The organism is Paenibacillus sp. SC116, from assembly GCF_024733555.1.
In the GTDB taxonomy this organism is placed as follows: domain Bacteria; phylum Bacillota; class Bacilli; order Paenibacillales; family Paenibacillaceae; genus Paenibacillus_B.
In genome coordinates this window covers 544,249-560,946 of the sequence record NZ_JANIOF010000002.1, presented here as the reverse complement: position 1 = coordinate 560,946, position 16,698 = coordinate 544,249, and the positions used below count along the sequence as shown (strand labels likewise).

Genomic DNA, 16,698 nt, shown 5'->3' with positions numbered 1-16,698 from the left:
GTGGTTCCCCCTACAAAAAGTTTATTTCAGCATCTTGCAATAATGGTAGTTGTTCATCTTTGGCAGATAGTACTGGACTTGATGTTGGCCAATCAATACCCAATGCTGGATCATTCCAACTAATGCCGCGATCATGCTCTTTAGAGTAATACTCATCTACCTTATAAAAGACTTGGGTATTAGGTACTAGCGTACAAAAGCCGTGAGCGAATCCTTTAGGCACGAGTAATTGACGTTTATTATGTTCACTAAGAATAACTCCAGTCCATTTTCCGAAAGTAGAGGAGTTTTTACGAATATCAACAATTACATCGTATACTGCACCTGATAGCACACGAACAAGTTTGGTTTGAGCTTTATCATTCAACTGATAATGCAAGCCTCTTATAACTCCAGTCTCAATGGATAACGATTGATTATCTTGAACAAATTTGTGCTTAATACCGATTGCATGAAAACTTTGTTCATTGTAACTCTCCATGAAAAAACCCCGATGATCACCATGGACCACCGGTTCAATTATACATGCGCCTTCTAATGCTAAAGGGATGACTTTCATTTTAATATCCTCCTGAAATTACACCTTTAATACACTGAATCCAACACCGAACGTAATGCCCTCTACCATTTCATGAACACACGAAAATGAAGCATGTGTTCTACAGCAGCCTTGAAGTAGATCAAAAGTAAGTTCTCCATTTTCAATATATGAGTTGTAGCATCTGTAATTTCCAATTCGCCACACAAAAACTGCTCTGCAAAACCAATACTTGCATGAAGTGGTATCTTATTTTTTTATTAACTTTCTCATGAAACCGTAGGTCTTGTTTTTACTCTTATACAAGAATGCTTTTAACGACATTCTCTTCATGTGATAGATAATAGTCTGAGGACGATTCATAATCGTTTCAGCGTCAACAAAAATTTCCTGGAAAGATAATTGCACTTGTTCTTTTCCGTGTTTTTCTCTAACCTTGTGCAAATACTTATCAAAAAGTTGTTGGCGACTATGAACTTGCTGGACTTCTGATGGAACTCTATAAACAGAGGTTACTTTTTCTACATAGTGGAAATCATATCTAAGCGCATATTTCAACCATAGATCCCAGTCTTCAAGAACCTCCAGCTCTTTATCCATTCCACCAAGTTCTGTATAAAGTGATCTGGAAAAGAGAACACACTGAATTGGAAAATAATTGTGATGCAAAAGTATAAGTCTATTGAATGGTTGCCTATGATTTACATTATGAAATAGTTCTTTATATACGTATGGTTCTTTAGAAATCACTGAAATAGGTGTCTCAAATGCAAGAGAATATGCCGCTTTTTTCTGAGGATGCTTTAACAGTTGTGTACATAATACTTCAATGTGATCCGCAAAAAACACATCGTCATCATCCAAGAAATTACAATACTCTCCGTCAGCAATATCGAGAGCTATGTTAGCCACCTCGCACCTGCCAACATTATCCACTGTTGCATGATACTTAACATTTAAGTCTGAAAACTCTGCCTCGATCATAGCCTGCGATATTGCCGGACCATCCTCTACAATAACCACTTGAATATTAGAGTATGTTTGGTTACGAACACTCTCCAATGTCTCTCTAAGAACTGATGGACGCCCACATGTGCGAATCAAAACCGAAACCAGTGGCCGTTCTTCTGGAAGTTCATTTATATAAAACGCACCATCACGAATGATCTCATAATCCCACACTTTAAAATCTGGCGAGAATTCAACTTGTTTGTTAACTCTTTTCCATTTACGGAACTTAAGACCGTCAACTACACTTTTAAATGCATTTTTCGTTATTATTTTCCGATGATTTTGAGAGGGGCCTTTTATAAAAAACAACGCACTAAACAAAGCGTAGCCTGCATATATATCTTTCCATGAACCAAATTTATATCTTAACATCAAGTTATTGTACGTACTATTATAAAATTGATTAGGCTTAACTTCGTTAGCAGACATGTACGTGTAGTGGTGCACAATACTTTTAGGTGCGTAGCGTAATTTATATCCGTGTGCTCGGAACCTCCAACTTAAATCAACATCTTCTGCATACATAAAAATATTTTCGTCAAACATTCCAACTTGTACGAAATAATCACGACGCACTAGACATGCCGCTGCACTTGCCCATGATACTTCAGAAGTAACTGGATGATATATTTTCGGGTGTTCATACGGGAATTGTCTACATTCCCACAGAGCAGTAAATTCATCACTATGTTCAACGGAATTCATTAATTCTTGTATACAGTTTTCATCTAATTCAGTGTCAACGTTGAGGAAGAATACAAATTCTTGCTCTGTTCGTTCTACAGCAAAATTATTGGCTTTTCCAAAGCCAAGATTTTCATTACTAAAATGATAGTTAAATCCTCCAAAAAGCGCTTTTTGTGGATAACTCTCAATAATTTTTTTGGAATCGTCAGTTGAACTATTATCAACAAAAGTAATATACAAATTCTTCAACGGATAATTTACATTTTTAAGACTTTCTAAACATTGATTAATCCATTTCTCTGAATTATATGAAACAATGACTATATCTATACTTTTCAATTTGATTCCACCCTTTAGGTCACATCATTTTTTTCTAAAAAAAGAACCTATCCCTCTTAGAGGTTTGGTCATTCTCCAAGATAATGAAGATCTTAGTTTCGATATTTCTTCTCTCATATCTTTTATCAATGCCTGATCATTCTGATGTTCTTTTAATATTTGTAAATAAATTTCATCTTTTGCGCTTTCTTTCGCTCTCTCTTTTTCATTCTCTTCTTGTAGAAATAGTAGTTCTGTACTCGTTTTTCCATAAAGTTCTTGCATTTTCTCATTACTCTGCTGTATATCAACAAAGATATCTTGAATTTTTTCAAGATCTCCTGTCAATTTCGAACGAATATCCCCTTCAATTACCGATAAGCTCTGCTTATGGAAATCTAAGAGTTCTAATCTATTCAACTTATTCCAGAACTGATTCAACAAATGGATATTTAATGATTTACTGTACTGCAATTCAACCTCTACTCGATAGAGTTTAATATCTGCTAAATTTACATGACTTAAATCTATAACTACCTGTGGATCTTCGCTATATGAAAAAATAAGTGCATGATTATTTTCAAAACTAAGCTCAGCACCATGGATAACGGATAATTTATCCATTCCATTAGGGAGTAAATTCTCTAACAACAGCATTTTATCTTCAGTTGGATTTAAACCATATATTTTAATTGAACGCACTTCAACAAAACATGCAAAATTAGTAACATCTAGACGTAACGTTCTCAATCGTTCTTGACTATTAAACTCGAATTTATAATTATTATAGATTTCCATCTCCGCTAAGGGTAATCGTATAGATTCTTGCTCTGAAAATCCTTTGCCATTGTCCCAGAACAACTGGACATGTTCCGCTAACCGATAGCATTCAACTGATTGCACTTCATCCACTAAATACTCATTTACTTGTGTATTCTTTTTTGAAGTCGTAATAAACTGATATACATGAGCGTCATTGCGATTTTTTATATACTCAGCGATATTAGAGGGTAGTTCTCCATAGTTTTTTTGCAATTCTGTATGCTCAGGTAACATGTATACCGAATGATTCTCTATTGGTACTAGCCCGGAATCTAAATGGAGTTTCTCAACAGATTTTCTTGTGAAAAATCTCAGGTGCGTATTATCAAGCAATCCATTCTTTCTATAAACAAAATTACCTTCCAGCAACTCGATAATAACAGCAGAATGTCCTATATGAGGTATTGAAGTTATAACCGATCCTTGTTCATTCAAAAGTTTACTAGATGCCGCTTCCAACACTGCTGATGGATTATATAAGTGTTCTAAAACATCTGCATAAATTAAATAATCGAAAGTGCCGAAGTGCTCAGCTACTTCTTCCAGCCAATTAAACTTATTAAGATCAGCTACGATCATTTTATCAGCATACTGTTCTGCCTTTTTTGCAGCATTTTCATCAATCTCTACACAAAAAACTTCACATTTCAATACATCTTTTAAATATGCGGTCATATATCCATCTGCTGGACCGAATTCAAATACTTTTGAATTCGGTTTTATTTGACGCAAAATAAGCGAAAGAGAATTATCCGTATCCATATCAATGGAATAATGATACATAGTTACTCCCCCTCTACTACATGCCAACTATGATCGATGTAAGTAAGGCCTTCAGCAATATATGATGATGAACTCATCAAGAAAGAACTATATCTTGCTTTATAATCTAATCGTATTAAACCAGAACTTTCGAAAAATCCTACATCAATATAATACGTTCCTGGCAATAATGAAACATTATTGTATTTCAATTTTATTTTGTATTCTCCTGGTTGAGTAGGAAGCTGATACTGATCTAATTTTGTATTTAGCCCACAGATATAATTATTTTCCCTGTCGAAAATAGCAATACCGCCTACTAAGTTTTCTATTTTTTGATGCAAAGTGTACTGGACCTCAACAATTATATCGTCCTTTAGCTCAAACCTATTTATTTTTTTATTTCCATTGTCATAAAAGGAAACTTCATTTATAGATAAGGTCTGTTTACTGAGATCTACTTCTACATTGACTTCTTCATCATTTGTAGCAGCGACAGGTACATCCACCATATTTTTCATGTAATCTTCATATAATCTACTAACTTCATTTACTTCACCGCGCATATGGATTCTTCCGTCCATTATCCATATAACTTCGTCACAAAAGTTCCTTATTGAATACGTATCGTGACTTACGAATATTATTGTTTTCCCTTCATTTTTAAAGCTCTTCATTTTTTCTATGCACTTCAATTGAAACTGCATATCGCCTACTGCAAGTGCTTCATCAACTATTAAAATATCAGGGTCAACATTAACAGCACATGCAAATGCAAGTCTTACAAACATACCCGAAGAATAGGATTTAACAGGCTGATCAATAAATTCGCCGATGTCTGCAAACCTTTCGATTTCTGGTACTCTCTGATTCATTTCTTCATCAGAAAGCCCCATAATCGCACCGTTCAAATAAATATTTTCTCTTCCTGTAAATTCAGGATTAAATCCACTACCTAGTTCAAGCAAAGCTGCTATACGGCCATCTATTTTGATTTCTCCACCTGTTGGAGTCAATGTACCAGCTATCAGCTGAAGTAAAGTACTTTTGCCTGAACCATTTTTCCCAATTAGTCCGATAGTGGTTCCTTTAGCAATGTTCAATGAAATATTCTCTAAAGCCCAGAACTGTTTTGAAAAATTCTTTTTTTTAAGAAATATTTGTTTAAGCCTATCGATTGGCTTTTCGTACATAGTAAAGGATTTACTTATATTGCTTATTTCAACAGAGTAACTAGAGTACATCCGCAAACCCACCTTTAGTTCGTTTAAAACATATATGTCCTATCAATAAAGTTACAAGTCCAAGAAGTATACCTAAAGATAAAAATGACCAATCAGGTAACTGACCCCAAATTAATATTCTCCTCAAATCCTCAACAACATACGTTATAGGGTTTAAATAATATATAAAATGAAGATTCTCAGGAATAATAGAAATAGGGTAAAATATTGGGCTCAGGAACATTAACGCCTGAACAATAATCCCTACTAATTGAGCAATATCCCGAATAAACACACCTAGAGCTGAAAGTATCCATGATAAACCTAATGAAACCAGTACTATTGGTAAAAACGCTATCGGAAGAAAAATAATAGTCCAATGAAACACACCCATAATAAGTAAGCCTATTAATAGAATGACGAAACTTATAAGAGCATGAACTAAAGCTGATTGCGTTTGGACAATAGATAATACTTGCAAAGGAAATACCACTTTTTTAACTAAGTTTGTATTGTTAACAATTAGTAGAGGCGATTTCGTAACGACTTCACTAAAAAAGTTAAACACGATTAAGCCGCAGAATAAAATAAGAGCAAATTCCAAGTTACTGCTTGAATCTGAGGCTCCCCATTTGGTTTTGAACACAAACCCAAAAAAATAAGTATAGATCATCAACATAAATAAAGGTGTCACGAACGACCATAGCATCCCTAAATATGAACCTTGGTACCTTTGTAGTAATTCTCTCTTAGTAAGCTGCTTGATTAGATGCGAATGCTTTTTTAATAACATGAATTACACGTTCATCCTTTCGAACTTATCATTTTAATCATTCAAAATTCTAAATAATCGTAATATTACCACATCCTAAAATAGGTTATAGGTAAACTTGACGAAATAAGACATTTCCTCTCGTTTATTACTTTGTAAACTGTCGAACTAAAAATACATATTGCAACAATAAACAATGTTTTTAACAATCTATCTTTCTGTGCTAAAATAAATCTCATACATTTACAGTAAAGGAGCGTAAAACTTGTCGACATATGGATATGTAAATCCATCTGCCAAGAGCGATAAAGATTCAATTCAGCGCCCTTGGATTATGATTGGAATCATGGTACTTTTTTTGATTTGGTCACCTTTTAGAACTGCTTTATTTAACGGACAGTCTGGCGCTTTTGAAGGGCCGATTTATATTGCCGTGCTATTTTCGTCGATCCTAGGCCTTGTAATGATACCCACTCTTGCTAAACAATTCAAGTGGAGTAGCCAGCGTGATACACTAAACCTACTTATCTTTTTACTTCCAATTAGCTATGGAGTTTCGCTAATTAATGCAGCTTCTACTTATTTAGCTGTCAATATGCTGCTTATAATGACGATATACGCACTGTTTTTTGTCGCTTCGTCTATTATAACGCAAGATGGTACCGCAAATCGAATAATATCATCAACTTTAGTAACTGTTTCTTATATGATTGTCTTCTTTGGCTTACTTCACTGGCTAGGAAATGGCCCTGGTGTTACATCACTAGTAAAGTGGCTTGGAGTACCTTTGTCAGTGGATGGACTAGTATATCGTGATGCGGTTATGACTGATTCCAACGGTGCACGCTTAACATCTGTCTTCCAGTATGCAAATACATACGCAGCTTACCTTATGGCTTTCTTGTTCGCAGCTCTGTATCTTGTTGGTACTGCGAAGAAGTGGTGGAGCCGAGGCATTCACAGCTTTATGCTTGTACCGATGATTCTATCTATCTTCTTAACGTTATCACGCGGTGGTTTAGTATTACTCCCTGTAGTATTCATTGTGCTATTACTATTTTTAAAACCACATCGTCAAATTATGTGGATTATACATCTCTTGATTAGCGGTTTGGCAACTGTTCTTATTTTGGAGCCTGTTACAGAACTCGGGCTACAATTACAAAAAACCTTTAATACGGGACAGTCTTTAACAGGCTGGGCATATATATTTGCTGCTTCTTTAGCCTCAGCAGCATTATCGTTGGTTGTAGAACGATGGGTTGCTCCTTGGCTTGAGCAGAAGCTAAGTCGTCTAACTGCACGTAAAGCTTCTTCGTTGCTCATTCCAGTAGGTGGAGTTATCGTCGGAGCGCTTATTGTCGCAATTTTTGCTGGGACAAGTGCAAAAAATATTCTTCCCGACAATATCAAAGTTCGATTTGAGAACATTAATTTTGAACAACACAGTGTACTAGAGCGTATTACCTTCTATAAGGACTCTATGAAACTATTGGCAGATACTCCCCTTCTAGGTGCTGGTGGTGGTGGATGGGCCGCTTTGTATGAAGAATATCAAAACAACCCTTATACATCACGTCAAGCACACAGCTACTTCATGCAGTATGCTGTAGAAGTCGGATTGATAGGGTTCGCGTTGTTCATGGGAATCCTTATTTATATTTTCACACAGTACATTCGTTCTTATATTCGTGCTTCAGAAGAGAAGCGTGAAAGTTATTTCCTGTACTTTATCATCGCAACGTCTATTCTTGTGCACAGCTTCATGGACTTTAACATGAGCTATGTGTTTATAGGCGTAATGGTGTTCATCTCGTTAGGTGGTATGACCGCTGCCATAGAGGACAAACCTTTAAAAAGATTCGCATGGAAGCCAAAGAAGGTTCGTGTCGTATTTAGCAGCATCATCGGCTTGTTGTCGATTACATTACTCATCACTTCGAGTGTGTTTATTAGTGCGACAAATGGCTACACGGAAGCAGTAGCGCTGTCTAAAGAATCGAATAATTTCAATGAAATTATTGAGCCGTTAGATAAAGCACTAGGCATTCGTATCACTCATCCAGACTATGTGGTATTTAAGGCATCCTTGCTGAAGCAAGTTCACAAGCAAACACAAGAAGATGTTTACTTCAATGAAGCAACTGATTTATTGTTATCTGCACTGAAGCATGAACCAGCAAACAAGGACTTATGGATGCAGCTAGTATCTGTCTATTCCAATAAAGAGATGGAAAAAGAGATTTATGACATTTTCCATCAAAATAAAGAGAAATACCCATGGGATATTATCTGGTATGAGCAATACATGCTCGTGTCCTCTCGTCTAGGATACGTTTCACTTGAAAACGAACAAGAGAAAAATAAATACTTAGGTTCTACACTGCAAGCTCTTGAGCATATTGAACAAGGTGTAGAACATCTCAAAACTTTGCCTAAGGGACAATTACAAGGTCGTGACTTCCATATCACTAACAAAGTAGCTTTGCATGCGGGACAAGCTTACTTCTTGCTTGGTCAAACCCAAGAAGCTCATAATATTATGAAAGCACACTTGCAACCAGATCTTAATGATCAAATTAATCGCGAGCTTATGAGATGGTATTTAGCATCCGTGCAAAAGCTTGGATTAACAGATGAAGCGAATCTTGCAAGCTTGCTTGCAATTGATCCGAATGAAAAGGCTGAAATTGAAAATTTAGTTACTATGAAGCTAAACTAATGAAAAAACGGCGCGGGATTATTCCCGCGCCGTTTTATAGTTTGCTTGCTCTAGCTGCAACTCCATAAACCTCAACAGCTCATCCCGAAGTTCAGGACGCTGTAACGCAAAATGAATCGTAGTCTCGATAAAGCCTTGCTTCTCCCCAACATCATGACGCTGTCCTTCAAAGTGATACGCCAGCACTTGCTCTTCTTTTCCGACAGCAGCAATCGCATCCGTCAGTTGGATCTCACCATTTACACCAGCCTCTTGCGCTTCCAGAAGCTCAAAAATTCTCGGAGTAAGTATGTAACGCCCCATAATCGCCCAGTTGGAGGGAGCAGTACCAACAGCTGGCTTCTCAACTAATCGCTCTGTAGCCATAATACGTTCTGTCAATTGACGTCCCGCTACAACTCCGTACCTTGAAACCTCTTCCCATGGTACTGGCTGAACTCCTACTATAGAAGATTCGTATTTCTCATACACATCGATCATCTGTTTTAGGCATGGTTGCTCCGCTTGTACAATGTCATCCCCCAACAGTACAGCGAATGGCTCATTCCCTATAAACTTACGTGCGCACCAAATTGCATGCCCTAATCCACGTGGTTCTTTCTGGCGAATATAATGAATGTTAGCCATATCCGAAGACTTGCGAACCTCTTCTAGCAAAGATAATTTTTCTTTTTCCAACAGCATATGTTCAAGCTCAAAGTAATTATCAAAATGATCCTCTATTGCTCGTTTCCCTTTACCCGTAACAATAATAATATCTTCAATTCCTGAAGCAACCGCCTCTTCCACGATGTATTGTATGGTCGGCTTGTCTACGATAGGAAGCATCTCTTTGGGCATTGCCTTAGTGGCAGGCAGGAATCTAGTTCCTAAACCTGCAGCAGGAATGATGGCTTTACGAATCTTCATTTGGTCATCCCCTTAGCTTTGATTTATAATCAAGATAAATGACATTATACTATCATTTTCTACCATTTACCAATTCAAAACATTATACTACAGTTTAAGTTCCAATACCTATTAATAAAATCAACAGGAGGAAATCATGAGCATTCTTGTTACGGGCGGTGCAGGATATATCGGTTCTCATACTGTACAAGCTTTACTGGATGGTGGGCATAACGTTATCGTGGTCGATAATCTTACCGCAGGTCATATTGAATCTATTAAGCAAGATCAAGTTAAATTCTATCCATGCGATATCAGGGATAAAGAAACATTGAGCCAGATTATACAAAAACATTCCGTTAAAGCCGTCATTCACTTTGCTGCCAGCTCGTTAGTAGGAGAAAGCATGAAGGACCCTGCAAAATATTATGACAACAATGTGTACGGAACCCAATGCTTGCTTGAAGCAATGGCACTACAGCAAGTAAAACATATCGTCTTTTCATCAACTGCTGCGACTTACGGCAATCCGACACAAGTGCCTATCCAAGAAACAGAGCCAACTATGCCAACAAACACATACGGTGAAACGAAACTTACAATGGAACGTATGATGAAATGGTTTGAGCAAGCATACGGCATGACCTATGTAGCACTTAGATATTTTAATGCTGCTGGAGCTAGCGAGAATGGGGCAATTGGAGAAGATCACACGCCAGAAACGCATCTTATTCCGCTTGTGCTGCAAGTAGCTTTGAACCAAAGGAAGCATATCTCTGTATTCGGAAATGATTATGATACACCAGACGGCACCTGTATTCGTGACTATATCCACGTATCTGACCTGGCTGATGCCCATGTAAAGGCCCTTCAGCATTTAATAGCTGGAGGAACTAGTGATGTATTCAATCTCGGGAACGGCAACGGTTATTCTGTCCTTGAGATTATCGAAGCAGCACGAGTCGTAACCGGACACTCCATTCATGCTCAAATGGAAACTAGACGCGAAGGAGATCCAGCTATTCTTATAGCAGACGCCTCTAAAGCTAGAGAGCATTTGAAATGGATACCGCAATGGACAAATATCCAACATATCATTGCCTCGGCTTGGAAATGGCATCAAGCGAATCCTAGAGGCTATTCTAGTGAGCACTTTAAAAACAAAAACTAGTGTCCTATGTATAAAAATTCCCTCTAAACATGGCCATCCTTATAGGCCAGTTTAGAGGGATTTGCTATTTCAGAGTGTTCGTATTGAAAGCCTCCTAGAAACAATATTCATATCCATTCTAGTTTGCATCTCAAGGAATACACATTATTTCACTAACTGACCACGTGTAACACCTAATTGATTCGTCGCTTTCAGCTTACGCCACACTTGCGTACCGCTAACCTGTCCAAGCAAAGCCTGCTGATAAAGGTCAATAACCTCAGATACCTGCTCTGGCGTCTCTTCTAGGAACTCTACTCGGTATGTGGACACACCCAATTCCATGAAGTTTGCCAAGTATTCAGCACCTGATTGCTCGATTGCGTTGTACACCGTATTACGGCAGCCCTCATCAACACGAACAGGATGAGACATTCCAATACGGTCACGCAAGGAAATGTTGTGCTCCTCACAAGGACGGCCACAGTTCGTATAATCCGTACCTTCGCTCAGGAACGTACAGTACGTACAATGCTCGGTATGGAACATCGGCAAATGCTGATGAATAACAATTTCCAGCTTGGACGTTTCAGATTTACCCAACATATCGACCATTTGCTGAATGTTTAGGTCATATGATGGAGTAATCTTATCCAGACCTTCCTCGATAAATAACTGAACCGCTTTATGGTTCGCTACGTTCAAGGAGAAGTCACCAATAATTTGCGGGAATGTACCGTTCTCCAATTGAACATCGGCCGGCACATTTCCTTCAGCAATTTGTTTCTCCCATTCAGCCTTCGCTTGCTGATAGAAATACAATGCTCCTGTATTACGCACCAACACAGCATCTGGCTTTAACTTCAAAATGTTACGATGGTATCCGTTCTCGTTCGGCATATGGATACGCGGCGTAACGAGTGCAATCGGTTTGCCCGCAGCTCGGCATGTTTCGATTGCAGCAGGGAACTGCTTAATAAATTCGAAGTCAGCATAAATCATCGCTACATCGGTCTTCACCGCCATTTGTACCTGCTCCAAAGTACGGCACAGCGCTGTCAGCTGAGCTTCGCCATAAGCGACAGGCGTGTGCTCAACAACCGCATCTGCCACTACATCAACCTCATGCTTCACATATATAGGAGGCTTTGGTCGCTCGCCTGCTAAATGATCCACCGCGCGACGACGAATCGCATTCAACTCGCGCATTGGTACGATTACGTCACCTTCCAACGTTACGTCGATCTGCTCCAACTGGTACACAGTACCTCCAAGGCGGCCGAGCTGCTCTTCCAACAGGGCTTTGTCCATCGGGCGCTTCTGCGCAGCTTCCAGCATCATCTCGGAAGCTACTTCAACAGTTGTTCCCTTCTGAACATCCGTCCACCACGTACGCAATGGTTCACCTACACGGCCTTCTACGCGCACATGCATCGGGAATACTTTGTAAGGCTTCTCCGTATCAAACGTAGCACGCATACGCTTATCTAATGCCTGGTCACCTGTCTTCCAAATCTTATCGCCAACTTTAACTCGACGAAGATCCACGTCGCTGCGTCCTGGTACAATGTCCACGACCCAGCCTTCTTCAGCTTCGCCTTCGAGCTTAACGCCCTTGCGGCGAAGATCGTAGATGCGACCGCCTTCTTCCTTCTTCGTCGGGTCGCCCGCATCAAAGCCAATACCGTCTCCGCGCTTCAAAGGCGCTTCGATCTTGCACACGACGCCGTCGCGCAGTACTTGCTCAACGCGTCCCACATAGACACCACGGCTCTTCGGGAACGTACCGTCTACGAGCTGCTTATTGTTCGTGCCGCTCAAGAAGCCATGCGTAAAGCCGCGAGAGAAGCTCTGCTGCAATTCACGTACTTCTTCCTTCGTAGGGCCCGTCCACGTGCCCGCAAAGTAATCATCAATCGCTTTGCGATACTTGCTCACGACATTTGCCACATACTCAGGCTGTTTCATACGGCCTTCGATTTTAAAGGAAACGACGCCCGCTTCAATTAGATCAGGCACAAGCTCAATCGCTGCCAAGTCCTTCGGTGACAACAAGTATGTGATATCACCCATCGGTTGATGCTCACCGTCTACCATCATGTCATATGGCAAGCGGCATGCTTGTGCACATTCACCGCGGTTCGCAGAACGACCGCCCCACATCTCAGATGTCAAACATTGTCCAGAGTAGGATACGCACAATGCACCGTGTACGAATACTTCAAGTGGTACATTTGCAGAATCTGCGATTTTTTTAATCTGCTTCAAGTTATTCTCACGACCGAGTACGACCCGCTCCATATCATACGGCTTCGTGAATTCAACCGCTTCAGGAGACGTAATCGTCATCTGAGTGGAACCGTGAATTGGGAAGTCTGGCGACATCTCACGAATCATTTTCACAAGACCTAAATCTTGTACGATAACCGCATCCACACCAGCGTCGATACAAGCATCGATAAGGGTCTGTGCATCTTTCAATTCGTCTTCAAACACTAGTATATTGAAAGTCAAAAAACCTTTGACTCCATAACTATGCAAATAAGCCATGATATCTGGAAGATCATCCATGCGGAAGTTATTTGCACGCGCACGCGCATTGAACTTCTCCACACCAAAAAATATCGCATCTGCTCCGTTTGCAACGGCAGCTCGCATACAATCCCAATCTCCAGCCGGCGCCAACAACTCTATATCTTCTCGTCTAATCGCTCTCATTCTCATCCTCCGTAAGTTGCGTTAAGCACTAACTATATAGTTTACCCCATTCCCCTGCTTCGATCTACCTAAAGTGATCATTTGCCATGATAACGGTCACAAAAAAACGCTGCCCTTTTAAAATCGAGCAACGCAGCTGTATAGTTTACTAAGAATCGCTATTTTTCAGAACCAACTACATGATTAATATCTAGAGTTTCTACGCCTTCAAGCTTATATTGAAGGGTAAACGTATTCATCAGAGGAATGTTGTCTCTCACTTTCTGCCTATCTTTACTATACAAAATAATTGTTACCGTAGTATCCCCCGCATATATAGTCCTCAAAAAAGAGTAGTAATCCCCCTCATAGTAACCAAATTCATAAAAGGTGTTTCCTGCATTAGTACCTATTCGAGGCTTTTCTAATCCTTTTCCCTTCTTTGAACTATATCCATCAATCGAGTCGAGGTTCTCGAAAATTTTAGTTATTCTATTCTCGTTATAGTAAGGCTTGTGCGCTGGTACGCCTTTCCCTATCTTTATGTACAAGGTTAGATCATCATCGCGATGGTCAAAAAAATGTGTTCGATCACTATTCATAAACTCAAATGGTTTTTTCCAATCCATTGGATAAGCAATCGACCATTGGAAGTCTGGATGACCGATACGTCGTACGTTATGGGCTTCATGAAGAATCTCCTTTTCGTACGAAGACACATCAGAATATCGAACTAAAGCATATACCGGAATGTCACTATAAAAGTGGATAAAATACTCCATCTTATAAATATCTTTAAATACTCGGATAGGTACGACCATTTGCTCCCCGCTTCCCTTTGTAGCGATTGGCAAATTTAATTCTTTTCCATTTAAAATGGCGCGATTTGAGTCGCTATAAAACTCCCATGTCTGATTGTCGTCTGCAAGTAAAATTCGATTTCCATCTACACTCATCTCTAGGCCAATAAACTTCGAAATCCAATGAGCCGGAAGCATAAAATGCTCATTATCAATATAGGGCTTATTCTTCGTTTTTATTATCATGCCGTTATAGGAAGCTTCATTATGTCCTGGACTTACATGCAAAAAATGAATATCTTTATAAGAATCAAATAGCTTTTCATTTGTCTGTGAAGCAATCCTCGCTACAACCTGATCAGTACTTAAGATGACCACCCAACATAAAATACCTACAAATAACGATATTATTTTTAAGGTACTAGCCTTACTGCGTTGCACATTCACATTTCTGCTCATTAGCATCTTTTTGTTCTCCCCAAGTTGTGTTATTGAACAAATAAATAAAATAACTCTGCCTAGTCTATCAAACAATGCTTCCTCCCCAATTATATCCAAACTATACACAAAAGGGCACCCCTAGGGATGCCCTTTTGTCTTTTTATAAATTAAGTTTTTCACTACCTAATTAGTCTTCCAACTCTACTTTGAGGACTTTGCCTGTCTCAGCGCTTACGTATACCGTAGCATCGTCGCCCTTTTTCACATCAACTTCTACTTCATATACATATTCATATACGTGATTGCGGAACTTTTTCTCAAGCTCAATATCATCAACTTTACCAGATACTTGAGTTAATGCTATTTTTTTAGCTTGTTCCTTGCTAATGTTTACTTTGCTAGTCGGTACTTGCTTGTCATCACGATCATCGCGGTCGTCATTGTCATCGTCGTTATCATCATGGTCGTCACGATCGTTATAGTCATCGTCATGCTTGCCGTTCTTCTTGAAATCTTTTTCCCAAGTCACATGAGCTGTCGTTGCATCGATGATTACTTCATCTTCTTTATCTTTGCGGTTCTCGAACTCAACATGATAAACGAGACGGCCGTTGACTTTCTCCAATTCGATTTCATCAATTTTAGCATCCTTGAACAAACCTTTAGCGATCGTCTTCGCTTGTGCGAAAGATAGTTTCACTTCATTTTGATTAGCTGCTTGCACCGCTCTTGCCTTAGATTGGTCATTGTTATCCGCCATTACTACAGAACCAAATCCTACGCCACCCACTAATACTGCTCCTGCAACTGTTGCTACTACCCAATTTTTCATTTTGTTTTCCTCCTAGTAATGTATTGTTAAATTTTAAGTTCATTTGTACTTCATAATCATCTTCGTTCTTATTCGTTCTCACTTATCTGTGCTGCCGTTTGTTCTTGTTGTTCTTTCCTATGACCTTATATTAACCCTGCTAAATGAGAACAAATGAATAGAAAGATGAGAAATTGATGAGAAATTACTAACTAAAGATTAAATTGTACATACCCACTGCACATTTTCTACAATTTGTTCCCCTGAGCATCTATACGTCACAACATGCAGAAAGACACCTTCTGGGGAAAGGTGTCTCTCGTCAACCACACTATTTATATGAAAACAATCTGATTTATAGGTTATGAATGGTTCTGCTCCTATTGTTATTACATCTGCTTACTTACTTCACACTAACCATCTTAATCTTCATCACCATCATCGTCGCTATCATCATCTTGATCGTCATCGCTGTCGTCATTATCGTCTTCGTCATCATCATTATCATCGTTGTCGTCATCTTGATCGTCGTTATCATCATCGTTGTCATCGCGATCATCGTCTTTGTCATCGTCTTTGTCATCATCGTTGTCATCGTCATCATTCAATTTGAAATCTTTTTCGAAAGTTACGCTTCCCGTATCTGCATCAATATAAATCTCATCTTCTTTATCTTTGCGGTTCTCAAACTCTACATGGTAAACAAGACGACCATTCTTCCTTTCGAGTTCGATCTCCTCAATCTTACCGCCGTTATACACTTGCTTAGCAATTTGATTTGCCAACGCTAATGAAATTCGAACTTCATTTTTTTTCGAAGTTTGTACGACCTTTGCTTGCTTATTATTATGATCTGCATTTACCACACTGCCAAATCCAAGCCCACTTACCACTAACGCACCTGCCACTGAAGTCGCAATCCATTTTTTCATCTTACATTTCCTCCTTGAAAGTTGAATTGTCGGTATGCTTCCTGCTGTACGATTCTTCTGTTCTTGCTTACATCCTTATCATAGATGTCGAAAATGAGAAGAAAACAATAACAAAATGAGAAAT

12 protein-coding genes are annotated in these 16,698 nt (G+C 39.0%); 2 read left to right on the top strand and 10 right to left on the bottom strand.

Annotated elements, in window-relative coordinates:
• Positions 1-10: 10 nt before the first annotated feature.
• The 5 genes from rfbC to NQ117_RS14125 all read right to left on the bottom strand — a co-directional run bounded on the left by rfbC (position 11) and on the right by NQ117_RS14125 (position 6,154).
• On the bottom strand, positions 11-559 hold the full coding sequence (rfbC, locus tag NQ117_RS14145; protein WP_258278669.1) for a dTDP-4-dehydrorhamnose 3,5-epimerase: 549 nt from the start codon (positions 557-559) through the stop codon (positions 11-13).
• A 228-nt stretch (positions 560-787) separates the two neighbouring features.
• A complete protein-coding gene (locus tag NQ117_RS14140) occupies positions 788-2,575 on the bottom strand; it encodes a glycosyltransferase family 2 protein (RefSeq protein ID WP_258278668.1) in 1,788 nt (595 codons plus the stop codon).
• 24 nt (positions 2,576-2,599) lie between these two features.
• Complete coding sequence (locus NQ117_RS14135; protein ID WP_258278667.1) at positions 2,600-4,159, bottom strand: class I SAM-dependent methyltransferase; 1,560 nt, start codon at positions 4,157-4,159, stop codon at positions 2,600-2,602.
• Positions 4,160-4,161: 2 nt separating this feature from the next.
• Complete coding sequence (locus NQ117_RS14130) at positions 4,162-5,382, bottom strand: ABC transporter ATP-binding protein (RefSeq protein ID WP_258278666.1); 1,221 nt, start codon at positions 5,380-5,382, stop codon at positions 4,162-4,164.
• Entirely contained in the window at positions 5,372-6,154 is a 783-nt protein-coding gene (locus NQ117_RS14125) for an ABC transporter permease (protein WP_258278665.1), read from the bottom strand. Before NQ117_RS14125 ends, NQ117_RS14130 begins: the two co-directional genes overlap by 11 nt.
• A 244-nt stretch (positions 6,155-6,398) precedes the next feature.
• On the opposite strand from NQ117_RS14125, the gene NQ117_RS14120 reads away from it, so the two are divergent.
• Complete coding sequence (locus NQ117_RS14120; RefSeq protein ID WP_258278664.1) at positions 6,399-8,855, top strand: O-antigen ligase family protein; 2,457 nt, start codon at positions 6,399-6,401, stop codon at positions 8,853-8,855.
• 18 nt (positions 8,856-8,873) lie between these two features.
• Here the strand turns inward: NQ117_RS14120 and galU are convergent, their stop codons facing one another.
• The gene (gene galU / locus NQ117_RS14115) at positions 8,874-9,764 is read right to left on the bottom strand and encodes a UTP--glucose-1-phosphate uridylyltransferase GalU (protein ID WP_258278663.1); all 891 of its coding nucleotides are present in this window, start codon (positions 9,762-9,764) and stop codon (positions 8,874-8,876) included.
• Positions 9,765-9,900: 136 nt separating this feature from the next.
• Between galU and galE the strand changes: the two genes are divergently transcribed.
• Positions 9,901-10,914 (top strand): UDP-glucose 4-epimerase GalE, encoded by a 1,014-nt coding sequence (gene galE, locus NQ117_RS14110; protein WP_258278662.1) that lies wholly within the window; start codon positions 9,901-9,903, stop codon positions 10,912-10,914.
• Between the two features lie 144 nt (positions 10,915-11,058).
• Here galE and NQ117_RS14105 read toward each other — a convergent pair whose 3' ends face one another.
• From NQ117_RS14105 to NQ117_RS14090, 4 genes are all read right to left on the bottom strand, one after another.
• Positions 11,059-13,617: a U32 family peptidase gene (locus tag NQ117_RS14105; protein WP_258278661.1), complete on the bottom strand. Its 2,559-nt coding sequence runs from the start codon at positions 13,615-13,617 to the stop codon at positions 11,059-11,061.
• A 152-nt stretch (positions 13,618-13,769) separates the two neighbouring features.
• On the bottom strand, positions 13,770-14,957 hold the full coding sequence (locus NQ117_RS14100; RefSeq protein ID WP_258278660.1) for a copper amine oxidase N-terminal domain-containing protein: 1,188 nt from the start codon (positions 14,955-14,957) through the stop codon (positions 13,770-13,772).
• Positions 14,958-15,018: 61 nt separating this feature from the next.
• The gene (locus NQ117_RS14095; RefSeq protein WP_258278659.1) at positions 15,019-15,663 is read right to left on the bottom strand and encodes a PepSY domain-containing protein; all 645 of its coding nucleotides are present in this window, start codon (positions 15,661-15,663) and stop codon (positions 15,019-15,021) included.
• Between the two features lie 401 nt (positions 15,664-16,064).
• Positions 16,065-16,574: a PepSY domain-containing protein gene (locus tag NQ117_RS14090; RefSeq protein WP_258278658.1), complete on the bottom strand. Its 510-nt coding sequence runs from the start codon at positions 16,572-16,574 to the stop codon at positions 16,065-16,067.
• Positions 16,575-16,698: the final 124 nt, after the last annotated feature.

Bases quoted from the DNA above. Each gene is read 5' to 3' on its own strand.
- rfbC (WP_258278669.1), bottom strand. From the start codon at position 559: ATGAAAGTCATCCCTTTAGCATTAGAAGGCGCATGTATAATTGAACCG.
- NQ117_RS14135 (WP_258278667.1), bottom strand. From the start codon at position 4,159: ATGTATCATTATTCCATTGATATGGATACGGATAATTCTCTTTCGCTT.
- NQ117_RS14130 (WP_258278666.1), bottom strand. From the start codon at position 5,382: ATGTACTCTAGTTACTCTGTTGAAATAAGCAATATAAGTAAATCCTTT.
- NQ117_RS14125 (WP_258278665.1), bottom strand. From the start codon at position 6,154: ATGTTATTAAAAAAGCATTCGCATCTAATCAAGCAGCTTACTAAGAGA.
- galU (WP_258278663.1), bottom strand. From the start codon at position 9,764: ATGAAGATTCGTAAAGCCATCATTCCTGCTGCAGGTTTAGGAACTAGA.
- galE (WP_258278662.1), top strand. From the start codon at position 9,901: ATGAGCATTCTTGTTACGGGCGGTGCAGGATATATCGGTTCTCATACT.
- NQ117_RS14105 (WP_258278661.1), bottom strand. From the start codon at position 13,617: ATGAGAATGAGAGCGATTAGACGAGAAGATATAGAGTTGTTGGCGCCG.
- NQ117_RS14095 (WP_258278659.1), bottom strand. From the start codon at position 15,663: ATGAAAAATTGGGTAGTAGCAACAGTTGCAGGAGCAGTATTAGTGGGT.
- NQ117_RS14090 (WP_258278658.1), bottom strand. From the start codon at position 16,574: ATGAAAAAATGGATTGCGACTTCAGTGGCAGGTGCGTTAGTGGTAAGT.